Raw genomic sequence first — 15,227 nt, forward strand, 5'->3', positions numbered from 1 at the left:
TTTTAATCGAAAATCACCTCAATGACGCAAAAGCCATCGTTGATTGACTCGAATAGCGATCGATATTTCGCTTCCGATTCGCGCAAGGCTTCTTGAGAACGTCGGCGCTCCGTCACATCACGGAAGATGAGAACGAATCGATTTTCTTGCGCCTGCGGCGGTTTGAAGACATAGAACTCATACCAAATCCCATCCGGCGCGGCATATTCCTCGCGGCGCTGAGGCTGACCGGTGCGCGCCGTCTTACCGAAAGCATCGGGCCAATACTGTTCATAGGGTGCCAGTTCGCTCATGCGGCGACCCTTGGCTGACTGTCCAATCATCCGCACCGCAGCCGGATTCTCGTCGAGGTAGAAGATGTCCACGCAGCGCCCCTCTGCGTCGAAGATTGCCTCCGCAAAGTAAAAGCCCTCGTCAATAGACTCGAAGAGCGTGCGATATTTCTCCTCGCTTTCACGTAAGGCTTCCAGCGCCACCCGTTGCTCATGAATGTCGGTTGCCGCGCCGTAGATCTTAACGACCTTGCCGCTTTCATCCTTGAGTGGAAAGGCATTGACGACAAACCAGCGATACTCTCCGTCGTGGCGGCGAATGCGGTGTTCCTGTTGCAGCCGCACGCTCTGTTCAACCGCTTCACGATAACGGCGTGTAGAGGCTTCGCGATCGTCGGGGTGAATTGCGTCTATCCAGCCCCAGCCGATCGCCTCGTCGAAGGTTTGTCCCGTGTATTCCATCCAGCGCTGGTTATACCAGTTGGTCGAGCCGTCCGGTTCGCTGTTCCAGAGCAAGTCCGGTACGAGATTGGCGACAGACTGCAACCGGGCTTGGGATTCACGTAAGGCGACCTGGGCTTGCCGCTGCTCAATCAGATCCGCCGCTTGACGGGCGAGTAAATCGAGAAACCGCAGTTCGCGATCGCTCGGTCGATGGTGTTTGCGCCAATGGGTTGAAAACATGCCGATCGGTTTGCCGAAACGGGTGATCAGGGGGGTTGACTGTGCTGAAAAATACCCCGCCTCCACATGCATTTGCATCGAGCCGTTGGGGTCTTCGCTTTTTGGCACGTCAAAATCTAGGAACGTGCGATCACCGTTTCTCAGTGCGATGCCGCAGGGTGTGTTGGAACTTGCATTCACACGGTAGAAATGCTCGGTCATATTCTGCTCAAAACCTTGGTTAGCAAGCAGCAGTAACTCCTGTGTTGCTTCGTCGAGAATTTGTACTGTTCCAGCATCCGCCCGTGTCAGAGCGATCGCGGCAGCCATAATCTCCTGGTAAAGTGTCTGAATGTCGCCTTCGGTTACAAGCTTCACGCTCAGTTCGTGCAGTAGTTGCGTATCTTTCAGGTCTGACTCGATGGCTGATAAAGCTTGTTTGCGCTTGATAGCATCTTTGTCAAGTTGCTGCGTTTCCTGCAATGCCCGTTGTACCGATGGCACTAACCGCCCTAAGCGTTGCTTGAGTACATAATCTGTCGCGCCCTGTTTGATCACTTCAATCGCCAATTCTTCGCCCAAACTGCCAGAGATGAAAATAAATGGCGTATTAGGATGTAGGCGACGGGCGATCGTTAGTGCTGCAATCTCATCAAAATTAGACAAGGCATAGTCTGCCAAAATCAAGTCGATTTCGTCGGTTTCCAGTGTTCTAATAAAATCAGCACAAGTCTCTACCCGCAACAGTTCACAGTTAATACCGCCCTCCATCAGCGTGGCTTGCACGACTTCTGCATCGGTTAGATTAGCTTCGAGTAAGAGAAACTGAAATGCGGACATTATTTTCCTTTTGGTTTTTGGTAATACCCAATGAAAAGTGCGTGCGATCGGCGGTTTCTTCGACAGGTGCAGAGCGGATTTACGCCAGCGCCTTCATTTTTGATACCAACCAACAACCTTTGTACCCAGTACGCATCAGCCGTGCTACGCTGCTGTTGTCATAAAGTAATGCTAGTGTATTTCAGCGATATCCTTTCACTACCATATTAAAAGAAGACCTTTCCCACCCAAAGCTTGAGCAACTTGGCGTCATGCATTAGTTACATCTTTTTTATACAAAAGATTGAAAGTGTGTAATATCAATTTACATTGAAGCTGCATAGAAAAGAGCTTCGAGAAGAAAGTACACGGGTAGGGGCACAGCCATGTTCCCTACGATCATCTGTACCTCAATACGCTTGGGTTAAGGCTAAAACTCTTTCTTCAAGTCAATTTTTTTAACGAACCGCCAAGGACGCAAAGGACGCAAAGAGAAGGAAGAAATTCTTAACCCAAGCGTATTGATCTGTACCTCACCTTGGCGTAGCCCAAGGTAGAGAAGTTGCAATCTGCTGTAAGTTAAACAAATAACGCGTTCCGATTATGATTTTTGTTGATTAATTTATTTCTTGGAAGTCCCTCGTCAGAAAATGTGACATCGCACTAACTTAATTAGCGTATAGCAACATTCTTGAGGATGGTCATCGGCCCTTGGGCTTTGAGAATCTCCATTTCTGCTGGATTCCGCACTAGCAATGCACCAGCGAATCCTAATGAATTTACAGAAATAGATTGGAAATGCTCCTGCGATCGCGGTATGATCAACATCCATTCTCGTGTCGCTAGCAGATTGTAAGCACCCAATTGCCTTGCATCTAAACCCACAGCATCTAGCAAAGTGCGATAAAGTTGCTCTGTTGCTTGCGCCCCTACGAATGGCGATTGCACCCAATGAGGATCTAGGGGTGCGAAAGCGTGTATAAAAGGAAGTTTTGGTAAAGTTGCGTTTGAGTTCTGAAATTGTGCTGCCCTCAGCAGAGGTTCAATAGGTATCTGCGTCCCTGAAGGTGCAAGTGGTAGTGGCACTAATTGCAAGTGCTTGTGTCGCTGACTAGCACCTGCGGTTTTGCCACTGTTATAAAATGCTAAACCATCGAAATCAGCCAAACACGCCCACATAGCTGTAAAATCTTCCAGGCTAAGTAAGCTTTCCTGTTCCTCGAAAGCACGGGTGATAATTAGCAAATGATAATCAACAACATTGAATTTATTTAAAATACATACATGGGTATCGGAGATATCCGCCACAAATAAATCCTGTTCGTAGGGTAAGAAAGGATTAAATTCTTGACCAGACGTAGCAGATTGTTTTTCCTGTTTCTCCTTGGCAGCTTTTTTGCGATTCAAATTAGACAAAATCCGCACTAAAAAGCGCACGTTATCCTGTTCGACAAATTCAAATTCCGTCGGTATCGACAGCAACGCCCCACATTGTAAAGCATGTTCGGTCTGTTCTTTCACACTTGTCCATAAAGTGCCAGGCTTAAGTAAGATTTTACCCTGTGCCATTTTATTCCTTCAGACATGGAGAGAACACGCAATCGGGACGCACATCTGTGCGCCTCTACGAATGACTATATTCCAATACAGTTGAGTTAAGATGCGATAAGTAAAATACCAAACCTTTCACAACAACGCAATACCTCTGCAACAAAACTGTCACAAATAATATCTACATTAGTAATACATCTAAATATCTTTCCAGACAGCAATGCAAAACGAATCTCGTGACAGAGAACACCCATTAAATAGCATTTCACATAACACTGTTGATGCCAAATACCATAATCAAGCACCCTGGAAAAAGGCTGCCGCCTCTCTATCGCTGGTGCTGCTGGGATCAGGTATGACATTGGCAGGCGGTTATATGGCTGGACATTCTCAGCAGGTGTCTGAGAGCGCATCTAATTTGGCGGTGAGTCGAGTAAGTGCTGCTCCTCCATTACCAGCCGCCACAGATCCTAACTTTGTTACAAAGGTTGTGCAAAAAGTCGGGCCAGCTGTGGTGCGAATTGACTCTTCCCGAACTGTAAAAGCCCAGATACCAGATGAATTTAACGATCCATTTTTCCAACGCTTCTTTGGCTCTCAACTACCAGAAGAACAGAATCGGGTAGAACGGGGTACTGGTTCAGGTTTTATTATTAGTGCTGATGGTCGTATTCTTACCAACGCCCACGTAGTCGATGGTGCTGATACGGTAACAGTAACACTCAAGGATGGGCGTAGCTTTAAAGGTAAAGTGTTAGGAAAAGACGAGTTGACCGATGTTGCTGTTGTCAAGATTCAGGCAGACAATCTACCGTTAGTAGCCTTGGGTAACTCAGATAAACTGCAACCGGGAGAATGGGCGATCGCGATCGGCAACCCCCTTGGTCTAGATAATACAGTAACTACCGGAATCATCAGTGCTACCGGACGCAGTAGCAATCAAATCGGTGCTCCCGATAAGCGAGTCGAGTATATTCAAACTGACGCAGCGATTAATCCCGGTAACTCCGGCGGGCCCCTACTAAATTTCCGTGGCGAAGTGATTGCCATGAATACAGCGATTATCCAAGGGGCACAAGGATTAGGTTTTGCTATTCCGATCAACACAGCACAACGCATTTCCAGTCAACTAATAGCTACAGGCAAAGTAGAACATCCTTATTTGGGTATTCAAATGGTGGGATTAACGCCTCAGCTAAAACAAAATATCAACTCAGATCCCAATAGCGGTTTGAGTGTGAATGAAGATAAAGGTGTATTAGTTGTAAAAGTTGTGCCAAATTCACCAGCTGCTAAAGCAGGGATACGTGCTGGTGATGTGATCCAAAAGCTTGGTGGTCAAGCAGTCACAGATGCCAGCAGTGTCCAAAAGGTAGTAGAAAATAGCCAAGTCGGGGGCGATTTACGTATGGAATTACGTCGCAATGGGCAGAATCTTAACATCGCTGTGCGACCTGGTGCTTTCCCCGCGCAAGTGCAATAAGCGTTGTGATGATACGTTTTGAGGAATTTTTGAGTAGTAAATGAGTAGTCTCAAAAATCGGGGGCTTCTGACCAAATTCAAGAAAACAAAAAAAGCTCAAAATAAAGCCGTCCTGTTATTAGTAGGACGGCTTTATCTGTCGGTATACATTCACGACGGACAATCGCGGGGTCTACGTGCATCATCGATGAGATGAAACAAATACGGGGATTTTTCTGATGTCTTCACCTATAGCGGTTCTCGTTTGTATGCAATACACTTTGACCTCTCTCCAAACCTCTCTCCTAAAAGGAGAGAGGCTTTGAGTCTTACCCCCCTTCCCTTGTAGGGAAGGGGCTGGGGGTTAGGTCTGTATTGGACTCAACCCAGAAGCGCTATAGAGATTCCCGGTATTTGTAGAGTTGTACCACCAACTCAAAATTGATTATGCAGCTTACGCTTATCCTTCAGCTACAGATTGCTTTATTTCTTGCATTCCTCTTACTAGTTATATACATCATCAAAATTTTGCTTCAGAGGAAAGCTTTGGAACAGTACCGAAAATCCACAGAACTATTTAAGCAGTCCGTAAACCAATACCAAGAATCCGTAGAGCTTTTTAGACAAACTATAGATGAGTACCAATTGCTACTTAAGGAACATGGAATAAGTACATCAAAACTAAAAGCTAAAGCACCCCAGCAACTAATATCCCCACCACCGTTTCCATTCAAAGTAACTCAGCAGGAAATAGACATTAACAACAAGTATCTGCACAGTGAATTAACTGCTCTAACCAACAACGTAAACACAGCTAATCAATTACTGACAAAACAGCAGCAATTATACCCTGGGAAATCTGAGAACTGGGTTTTGAAACAAGTTATTAGTGACTTGAAGCTCAAAAAATCACAGGAACAACTACATTCAAAAAGACCACAAATACAAACCGAAGTTTCTCTGTCTTCACCCTCAGATACGCCATTACCAGACCTGAAAAAAATCAAGAGGCAGCTTAGTAAACCAAAAGGAGTACCTAAGAATAATCCATTGTACAAAGAACTTCTTAATTTACTCAGTGGCAATCAAGAAATTGCCAATCGGTTAATTACACGTCAGCAACAATTAAATCCAGATAAATTAGAGAACTGGATTTTGGAAAAAGTTGTTGGCGACATAAAACGTGATCGGCGTGTTTGACGAACCTAAGCGATCGCCCGCAAGAAAATCTGGCGTTAGAACAGTGGGATGAATTGGGGCAAGCAGGGGGAGAATTTTAGAAGTTGCTAAATCATCCCGCAAATATGCAACGCCGAAAATCTTAGTTTGTAGTCAGCGATTTATTGCTTCTTCAGATTTATCAAGACTAAAGTCTTTACTAAAAACTTTAATTTATTTATGCCTAGCAAGAAGTTGTAACTGAATTTTAAGCTAGAGCCACGGCTGGTTGCTGCCAGCGTCCCACCGCTTTACCAATCACTGCTAATTCTTGCATCAAGTTATCGAAACGGTCTGGTGTCAGAGATTGGGGCCCGTCGGATAAGGCTTTGGCAGGGTTGGGGTGAACCTCTATCATCAGGGAATCTGTGCCAGCTGCGATCGCAGCCATTGCCATTGAAGGCACAAACTCAGACCAGCCTACGCCGTGGCTGGGGTCAATCATGATTGGCAGGTGAGTCAGCTTTCGCAACACTGGTACTACTGATAAATCCAGCGTATTTCGCGTATACTGGCGGTCAAAGGTGCGTATTCCCCTTTCACACAAAATTACATTGGGATTACCAGATGCCAAAATATACTCCGCTGCCATTAACCAATCTTCAATAGTAGCTGCCATTCCCCGCTTCAAGAGAACTGGTTTCGCCTGTGCCCCTACTTTTTTGAGCAAGGAGAAATTCTGCATATTCCTTGCCCCCACCTGGATCACGTCAGCAATTTCGGCAATTTTATCCAGGTCAGTGGCATCCATCACTTCTGTAATAATACCTAGTCCACTGACTTCCCGCGCCTTTGCCAACAAATCTAAAGCACTCTCGCCGTGTCCTTGGAAGGCATAAGGTGAAGTCCGGGGTTTGTATGCCCCTCCTCGCAAAAATGTGGCTCCAGCCGTCTTGACGCGCCGCGCCGTCTCCACAATCATTTCTTCATTTTCTACGGAGCAGGGGCCGGCAACGACTACTAAAGGGTGGTGTTCACTAAATACCACCGCTCCATTGGGAGTATTAACCACCACTTCCGAAGCTTCACCGTGGCGGTATTGACGGCTGGCTCGTTTGTAAGGCTGCTCTACCCGCAACACCTGTTCAATCCAAGGGCTAAGTTCCTGAATTTGTAGTGGATCTAAGCTGGCGGTTTCACCTACTAAACCAATAACTACTTTGTGTTGACCAACAATTTTTTCTGGAGTTAGCCCCCAGTTAGTTAGTTCCTTATCAATGCGCTTTATTTCCGCCTCTGGGGAACCACTTTTCATTACTATAATCATGTGAAAGTTCCTGATTAATTGAGTAAAATTTTCTGTTAATGGACTAAGTTTATTGTTGCCTATTGACCTAATTACGAATAGTTAAAAATGGAATTTATTTACAATATAAATATAGATAGATAGATAGCGCTCAGTCAGTAGTTTTACTACTAAATAACTGGACATGGGGTAGAAAAAAGATTATACAACTTTAATTAGCAATGTTGAAGTTATAAAATTTCAACTTCAACATTCACGGGTTCAGCACTTCCTTCAAGTCGGGAAACCCGCCCAACGGAGTGCCTAACTTCTTCATTTACCCAATACCGCAGTTACGTAATACCTGAGCGCCGATCATTATGAGTTTTTTTGCCGAGTTTCGCGCCAACCTGCCACCATTCGTCCCCAATTGGTCTTGAACTCACCCAAACCCAGCAAACTTCCGACTTCTTCTTCATCCCAAGAGGCAGAGAGAACGCCATAAGTTATCCCTAAGACCCCTAAACCAAATAATCCCATGTTCACCAATAACACGGCGATGGGAGGTAGTTTGATGTCGGAGTAGATAGCAAGCAGATAGCTGACAACCAGAGTGGTAATGCCCAAAGCTGTTGGTACACCACAGAACCCAGCTACGCGTCGGATCATCCGCTGGCTGACTACTTGGGGAATAGCCATTTCTTCTTTGGTGTAAGGTGTCTTTCTATCAGCCTGTTTGCCAGATTCTTGTGGCTGTGCTATCGGTTTACTTTGAGTTTTTGCGGGTTTTTGACGCTTTTTGTTTGGTTCAAAGGGCAAGCGACTGCGTTCAGATTCTTCAGCAGACATAAGCAGTAGTCCCTATCCACGAATACCGAGGCGAGCAATCAAAGCTTGATACTTTTCCCGGCTTTCCTGCGATATATAAGCTAAAAGACGCTTACGCTGACCAATTAGCTTCAACAGTCCCCGCCGGGAAGAATGGTCTTTTTTATTTGCCTGGAGATGTTCGCTGAGGCGGTTAATGCGCTCAGTTAACATGGCAACTTGGACATCGGCCGACCCAGTGTCGGTTTCATGAACTTGGTAGTTGGAAATTATTTCTTGTTTCCGCAGTTGCGTCAGGGCCATGATCGATTCAGTTTCTAGTTTTTCTAAATGTATGCAGCAGTCTCCCATAATATCACAGCCCTGAAGCTGGATGTGGAATCATCTTTGCTGCTACGCCTTGCACTCTAGAAGACTAAGTAAGTCAGGAGCCAGACTCCAGTGGATTATTCAACACAGGTTTGCCAAGGAAGATCCCGAACACCTGTGCACAATTCGCGATCGCCTACTTTTTAACGAACACCGAGCAGGAAGATTACTAGTACAGCACGGCGTAAATAAACATATAGCAATGCCCAAAGGCCTGTAGGGCGAACGCACTATTTGCAATTAACCCCTCTTCTGTCATTTTGGGAAAAGAAAAATAATTATAGGTTTGTAGTTTGGACTAGAGTGGAAAATCCAAAACTACGAACAATTCCTACCTATCAATAAATCTATTCACACACTACTATTGCAAAACAAATATCTTGGCTGTATAGCTTGGCAAATCAGTGATTAAACCATCTTTACCAACTTCAACTTCACGTTTGAGGAACCAATCTTGCCAATACTCAGCAGTTGGGAAGTCTGGAATTTGATATCTAGTTAAATTCTCGTCAGAAAAATTAGCCACGACAACAACATGAGAATTCTGCTTATGCCAACGGGTGTAAGCCAGCACTTTATCGTCAGCATTTTCATAGAAAAACTCGATATTGTCACTTTGCAAAGCTAGATTCTGCTTGCGTAGAGCAATGAGTTTTTGATAATACTCAAATAAATCACGATTCTGGTCGTTTGACAACAAAGACCAATTAATCTTCTGTGGCTTAGTCACATCTTCACTTTTTTGCTGGTATTCACCAAACTCTTCTCCCATCCACAGCATTGGTATACCCATCGCTGTCATTAAGAGAACGGCTGCTAACTTCGCTCGCTTAAATGCATCTGCGTCAAAGATACCGCGATCGCCTAATTCTCGCAATAGACGTTCGCGATCGTGGGTTGCCAAATAATTTATCACATTGGTAGCGATCGCATAACCCTGCTTTTTAGGATCTAAAATTTGCTTTAGTTGTTCTAATTCAAATGCTTCTCCACAAATATATGGAACTATAAAGTACCGAAAACTCTCATGCCAACAAGCATCTAATGGCCCATCTGGCTTTACTACAGTTTTTGTATCAGGAATATGTTCAGCAATATTGTAAAACTGCTTGGGTGCAGCATGGTTTTTCCCTTGCTGCGCCAGCCAGTCGAGAAATTCAAAGTTAGCCAATTGGCGCACCGCATCAAAACGAATTCCATCAATGTGATACTCCTGAATGAAAAATTGCACCACATCCCCAACATATTTCCATGCAGGTTTAACATCTAATTTTTTATCATAATTATCATAGTTCAACTCTGGTCCCCAGTAATTATCTGGGTCTTCAGGATAATGCATGTGTTCGTAATACCAATAATTCCGGTCAATCAGCATTAACGGACATTCTTCATCGGTATGGTTATAAATTCCATCCATAAAAACGCGAATGCCTCTAGCATGACACTCATCTATTAATCGTTTTAAATCTTCTGTTGAACCGTAACTAGATTCTGTAGCAAAGAAGTGGCGGACTTTATAGCCCCAGCTATAGTTACCGGGATACTCATTAACTGGCATTAATTCAATTGCATTAACTCCCAATTCAACCAGATAATCTAACTTAGCAATTATCCCTAAATATTTGCCTTGTTTGTCAAGGCCAACCTCATTACCAGTAAAATCTGCAACGTGCATTTCATATATGACTAATTCCTGATTGTCAGGCAACGGTTTTTCATCATGTTGCCAAACATAAGTATCAATAATGCGTTGTCCATCTTTAATCTGCACCATGCTGGATTTTTCTATTTCATTAACATCTGTTCCCTGAGGATCAAGAACATCTACCCATTCATCAAGTGCAAAATTTGGGCTTTGGCTTTGAATACGAAATTTATATTGATAAATGCCGTCTTCCAATTTTACTTGAGCGTGGAAATAACCATCTTCACTTTTTTTCATTGGGATTTCTTTCCACTCAGAAAAAGAGCCAATTAAAGCTGCTCCTTTGTTACGAGGAGCAAACAATGTAAATTCAATTAAACTACCCATTTTCATTTTTTAATTAGCGTACGGTTAGCATCTGCGGAAATCGACGTTCTTGAAACCTTTCGATAGGTTACTTTCTTGCGAATGACTATACATCTATCTTTAGTTAGTCTTGCTCCCAAAAATATCAGGCTTTTAAATTTTCTTGATTGTAAGTTTTCTATAATATAGAAGACTTATTTTCTGTAGCTTCAATAAACGCCTCAAACTGACCATTAGGCGTCCATTGAATAGCCCCATTTAGTCCTGTAAAAAATAGTTTTGTTTGGCTTTGATTTAGTTCAGATAAGGCTTTTGGATCAAAGTTGGCAGAAGAAGCGATCGCTACTTGTGGTTGCAGAGCAATAACTAAATCTTTTAATGACTGAGGGGCACACCACAGCACTTGTGGACGAGGCAAACTCCCACTTTTAACTAGTTGCTGTACCTCTTTCAACTTGATATTACCTACTAATAACCAATTCTGATCTAAAATTTGCAATTGTAAGATGGGTAATTGATCGTTGATTAATTGTGCCACTATTGAACCCGCTTTCACTGCTTGACCGACTGCCAGCGGTTGGTAAAATCCCTGATACTTTTGTAATTCTTGTTGAATTGCCTGAGTTGCAATAGAATCTTCTGGCTTGGGGGAATATTCATAAAAATTTTTGATCGGTAAACGTTGTAGTAATTCCAACCAAGCATTACTTTCATTGCCTTGGAAATCAGTAGCGATCGCCCAATTGATTTGATTTACACCCTGCTGTTGCAAAAACGGTAGGATTGTGAAACGTCCTGTACCTTCATCGCCACTATTAATTACAGTTACTGTACCTCTATCTTGAACAACTACAATTGGTTCTGTACCAGATTCCAATACCGTTATCCTAAACAATGTATTTGTAGAATGCCAAAAGGGGATGAATACTAAACCAATCGCCATCACATTAGCAAACCACCACCGCCGCTGCCACCAAGGCACTAGCCAAACCAGTATAATCAGTAGATAAATCGCCAGAAGCTGCCAAGTAGATATGCTGCCTACAGCAACAGAATTTCCTGGCAACTTGCTAAAAAATTCCACTAGTTTAATTAGCCAATCAGTAGGGTAATGCAACACCCCAGCCAGGAAGCTTCCTGCTTCAGTCCAAATTAAACTTACCAAAGCACTGATGATTCCACCTATACTAATGATCGAAATTAATGGAGTACTAACCACATTTAGTAACAAACTATAAGATGGTACAACCCCAAATACAAAAAGTTGCACAGGTAAAGTCCAAATAGTGGCAGCTAAAGGAACGGCAATCAAAGCGGCGATCGCAGGTGGTAACCATGCCAGGCGGTTGACTAATGCGGGTACTGTTACGACTAATCCTAGTGTTGCTAAAAAACTCAGTTGAAAGCCTAAATCCCAAATCCATAGAGGATTAAACACTAATAACAGAGTTGCTGCTAATAATAGCGACCCCAACTGTTTTACCTTCCTTTTTAATAGCAGGCCAACTAATGCCGCAAAACCCATAATTACGGCTCTGAGTACCGCAGGTTGAAAACCTGTTAAACTCAGAAAAATGATTAAAGCCAAAAAGCCAAGGGTAAATTGCGTTCCTTTTTTTGCCCGCCTCGTTAACTGTAAGATCACACTCAAAATCAAGGAAGTTTGGAACCCGGAAGCAGCTAAAGCATGAGCTAATCCTGCTTGTACAAATAAGTCGCGGATATCGTAGGGTAAATCAACTGCTTTGCTGCCTAAAACCATTGCACTGACAAGAGGACCTTCTGGTATACCCAACCAACGAACTTGCGATCGCACAATTCGCTCCCGAATTTGCCACCATCCCCATTTACGTTCCTGATCCAAAACATTTATTTGTCGCCCAATCAAACCAGCAAACGTTCCTTCTTGCTTGAGAAACTTCTGAAAATCAAAACCACCAGGATTAGAAGCCGCCTTTGGTTTGTACAAAATCCCAGTCACAGCAATTTGTTGACTAGGGTATAATCCAGTAGCTTGAAGGATAGGCACTGTCACATACAATTTGCCTGTCACCCCTTTTGGGAGACCTGTTGAACCTTTTTCATTTTTAACCTCATCTAGCTGAGTCGCTTCCAGCCAAAATTGTCCTCGCTGACTGCGAGTCAAGCGGGGATTACTTGCCACTTCGCCACGAACAATCACAAGTTGTTCTTGATTACTGCTATTTCCAAGCGGGACGAACTGACTAATATCTTTTGCACCTGGTTGCGGCACTCGCCATTGAAAATATAGAGTTGCCAACAATCCCACTAAACCAGCAGCTAACCATATTCGAGGATGAGGAGTAGTTTGCCAAGTGTTAAGCACTGCCTTATTTTTGCTTCCAGCATTTTCTGGTTTCTGAGCAAATTGCCGTGAACTAATGCGTCTTCTAAAAAGAATTGCTCCCACTATCCCCAGAACCAAAATCCACACACCACCCCAAGGAACTGCTGTAAACAGCAACCCAAAAATGTAGCCAAGACAAATAATTACACCACTGGTTTGAATCATAAGATTTTTTGTAAAAGCACCTGAGAATCTGAATTTGCATCTGACTTAAAAATAGCTAGTACACTGTGGTGGAAGTTTGCCTACCTTTAACAAGGGGTAAAATCCCCTTGTTAGGTTAATTGAGATGGTAAGCTAAAAAACATCTAATTTGCATAACCGAATTAAACATAACTCTTGTGGGATGGGCATCTTGCCCACCCAGTATATGCAATTTAAATGTGGAACAGCTTAACTGGATTTATGCCGTGCTGTACTAGGGCAGCAATAGAGAAAAATCGGCGTTGCTGAATTTGGCTATGAAATTCAAAAATCAAATATTCCAAACTCTTATTATCTGCGCCGGGAGTGGCTCTGCATGAGCTTTTCATCTGTTTAATCAGCAACGCCAAAAAATTTTATGCTTGTGGGGAAATATAGTCCAATACAATTGAGTTAAGCATTTCTTCCTTCTCTTTGCGACGGCAGTCGCTCATGGGGGAAACCCCCTGTCCCCCCGCTGCCTCTCCTTTGCGTCCTTTGCGGTAGCCTGTCTTAAAAAGTGACGCTCCTCTCTTACAAAGTTCTGATCCGATAGCGCAGCGTCTCGAAGAGAAGCTATGCCGTAGGCTTTACGCTGCGCTAACAGATGCCTACGGCGGGCTACGCCAACGGCGGGAAACGAGGCGATACACTTTTTGCTGCGGCAAGCCGCTTTGCATCTACGTTAAAAAAATTGACTTTGACAAAGAGTTTTAGCCTTAACCCAAGCGTATTGAACTATAGTCCATCAAGTTTATACAAACAAAGCCCGCACAGGCGGGCCTTATCCTTGTAGCTTTAATGTTCTAGACTTAAGATTGAACGGTATTTCTGACCTTTAGCAACAGCCACATTATAAAGATATACCTAGCTTAAAGAATGCAAAATTAAGGGTTTGCTAACCTATGAGGGCAGGTAAAGTCTCCTAGAACCGCAACTTATACTTGCCCAGGCAAGTAATAAATTCGACTTTCTAAACATCCTCTCACTGAGCCAGGTAACGAGTATCTGGATGCTCTACATCCTTTGACACATAAAATCTTCTATCAAAACAATGAAAGTATTATCCAAAGAACATAAGAGGCAATTGGAATCAAAAACAGCCAATCAATAATATATTGGTAACGAGATTTAACTGTAGACTCTGAAATAGGTTGTGGTAAGACTGACTGTGAAACAAGTTGCTGCACAACTGGCTGTAAAAAAGGTGGCTGTATGATTGGTTTTAAATCTTTGAGCAACGGAAAACCCAACTTCTCCCTTTGCTCAACATATAAATGAGCTACCTTCCTAGCCAAATGCCGAATCCTGGCAATATAGCGAGTTCTCTCCGTCACCGAAATCACACCTCTAGCATCCAGCAGATTGAACGTGTGCGAACACTTCATTACATAATCTAAGCTTGGCAAGACCAATCCTCGCTCCGTCAATTGGGTAGCTTCCTGCTCATATAAATTAAATAGTGTTAGCAGCATCTCAGGATTTGACGCTTCAAAGTTGTAGATACACTGCTCAATCTCTCCCTGGAGGTAAATATCACCATAAGTAATGTTGTCTGTCCAATGAATCTTAGTAATTGCCTCTACTTCCTGGAGGTACATCACCAATCGCTCTAACCCGTATGTAATCTCAATCGACACAGGACGGCAATCTATTCCCCCACACTGTTGGAAGTAGGTAAATTGAGTAATTTCCATCCCATCTAACCATACTTCCCACCCAGTGCCCCAAGCTCCCACCGTCGCATCTTCCCAATTATCCTCTACAAACCGAATATCGTGGTCTTCAGGACGAATACCTAAAACCCTTAATGAATCAAGATAAATCTCCTGGATATTATCTGGCGACGGCTTAATCAGAACTTGGTACTGATAATACTGTTGGAAGCGGTTGGGGTTTTCGCCGTACCGCCCATCCGTTGGACGACGGCATGGTTCAACGTAGGCGACAGCCCACGGTTCTGGCCCCAATGCTCTTAAAAATGTCTGGGGATTCTTAGTACCTGCTCCCTTCTCAATGTCGTATGGCTGGGCAATCAAGCAACCGCGATCGCCCCAAAACTGATGCAATAAAGCTATTACCGACTGAAAATTCACGCTTCACCCTTCCTTACTCAGCACAGTGCATAAACAATTGTGGCCTACAACCCGGCACTGTGGGCAGTTTCAGGGGGACTCGAAAGTGTTCCAAATATTTTTGGGAAAAATAGTTGACAGCAAAAGGTAGGTTCGCTATATTGAATAAGTGCCGGAAGCGGA

Annotated in this window: 10 protein-coding genes and 1 pseudogene; 3 read left to right on the forward strand and 8 right to left on the reverse strand. The window is 43.6% G+C overall.

Annotated features, from left to right (window positions below):
* Window positions 1–2: 2 nt before the first annotated feature.
* Window positions 3–1,775, reverse strand: a complete 1,773-nt coding sequence (locus V7L29_RS14475) for a PAS domain S-box protein (RefSeq protein WP_334735920.1) — start codon at window positions 1,773–1,775, stop codon at window positions 3–5.
* Between V7L29_RS14475 and V7L29_RS14480 the strand changes: the two genes are divergently transcribed.
* Window positions 1,766–1,939: a hypothetical protein gene (locus tag V7L29_RS14480; protein WP_334692966.1), complete on the forward strand. Its 174-nt coding sequence runs from the start codon at window positions 1,766–1,768 to the stop codon at window positions 1,937–1,939. The two genes, V7L29_RS14475 and V7L29_RS14480, sit on opposite strands and share 10 nt — an antisense overlap.
* 487 nt (window positions 1,940–2,426) lie before the next feature.
* Here V7L29_RS14480 and V7L29_RS14485 read toward each other — a convergent pair whose 3' ends face one another.
* Complete coding sequence (locus tag V7L29_RS14485; protein WP_334692967.1) at window positions 2,427–3,323, reverse strand: ATP adenylyltransferase family protein; 897 nt, start codon at window positions 3,321–3,323, stop codon at window positions 2,427–2,429.
* A 202-nt stretch (window positions 3,324–3,525) separates the two neighbouring features.
* Here V7L29_RS14485 and V7L29_RS14490 point away from each other — a divergent pair, with 202 nt between their 5' ends.
* Both V7L29_RS14490 and V7L29_RS14495 read left to right on the forward strand, forming a co-directional pair.
* A complete protein-coding gene (locus V7L29_RS14490; RefSeq protein WP_334692968.1) occupies window positions 3,526–4,788 on the forward strand; it encodes an HhoA/HhoB/HtrA family serine endopeptidase in 1,263 nt (420 codons plus the stop codon).
* A 426-nt stretch (window positions 4,789–5,214) separates the two neighbouring features.
* Complete coding sequence (locus V7L29_RS14495) at window positions 5,215–5,967, forward strand: hypothetical protein (RefSeq protein ID WP_334735921.1); 753 nt, start codon at window positions 5,215–5,217, stop codon at window positions 5,965–5,967.
* 226 nt (window positions 5,968–6,193) lie between these two features.
* Here the strand turns inward: V7L29_RS14495 and aroF are convergent, their stop codons facing one another.
* From aroF to glyQ, 6 genes and pseudogenes are all read right to left on the reverse strand, one after another.
* The gene (gene aroF, locus V7L29_RS14500) at window positions 6,194–7,252 is read right to left on the reverse strand and encodes a 3-deoxy-7-phosphoheptulonate synthase (RefSeq protein WP_334735922.1); all 1,059 of its coding nucleotides are present in this window, start codon (window positions 7,250–7,252) and stop codon (window positions 6,194–6,196) included.
* A 336-nt stretch (window positions 7,253–7,588) separates the two neighbouring features.
* A complete protein-coding gene (locus V7L29_RS14505; protein ID WP_334692971.1) occupies window positions 7,589–8,059 on the reverse strand; it encodes a PAM68 family protein in 471 nt (156 codons plus the stop codon).
* A 12-nt stretch (window positions 8,060–8,071) separates the two neighbouring features.
* Entirely contained in the window at window positions 8,072–8,341 is a 270-nt protein-coding gene (gene rpsO / locus V7L29_RS14510) for a 30S ribosomal protein S15 (RefSeq protein ID WP_041565894.1), read from the reverse strand.
* Between the two features lie 427 nt (window positions 8,342–8,768).
* Window positions 8,769–10,439 carry an alpha-amylase family glycosyl hydrolase gene (locus V7L29_RS14515; protein WP_334735923.1) on the reverse strand — a complete coding sequence of 557 codons (1,671 nt, stop codon included), beginning with the start codon at window positions 10,437–10,439 and terminating at the stop codon, window positions 8,769–8,771.
* A gap of 157 nt (window positions 10,440–10,596) precedes the next feature.
* Window positions 10,597–12,951, reverse strand: coding sequence for a ComEC/Rec2 family competence protein (locus V7L29_RS14520; protein ID WP_334692973.1), 2,355 nt, complete (start codon window positions 12,949–12,951; stop codon window positions 10,597–10,599).
* Window positions 12,952–14,198: 1,247 nt separating this feature from the next.
* Window positions 14,199–15,065, reverse strand: a pseudogene (gene glyQ, locus V7L29_RS14525) (glycine--tRNA ligase subunit alpha); the annotation flags it as partial.
* Window positions 15,066–15,227: the final 162 nt, after the last annotated feature.

Source organism: Nostoc sp. (assembly GCF_036916575.1).
Taxonomy (GTDB): domain Bacteria; phylum Cyanobacteriota; class Cyanobacteriia; order Cyanobacteriales; family Nostocaceae; genus Nostoc.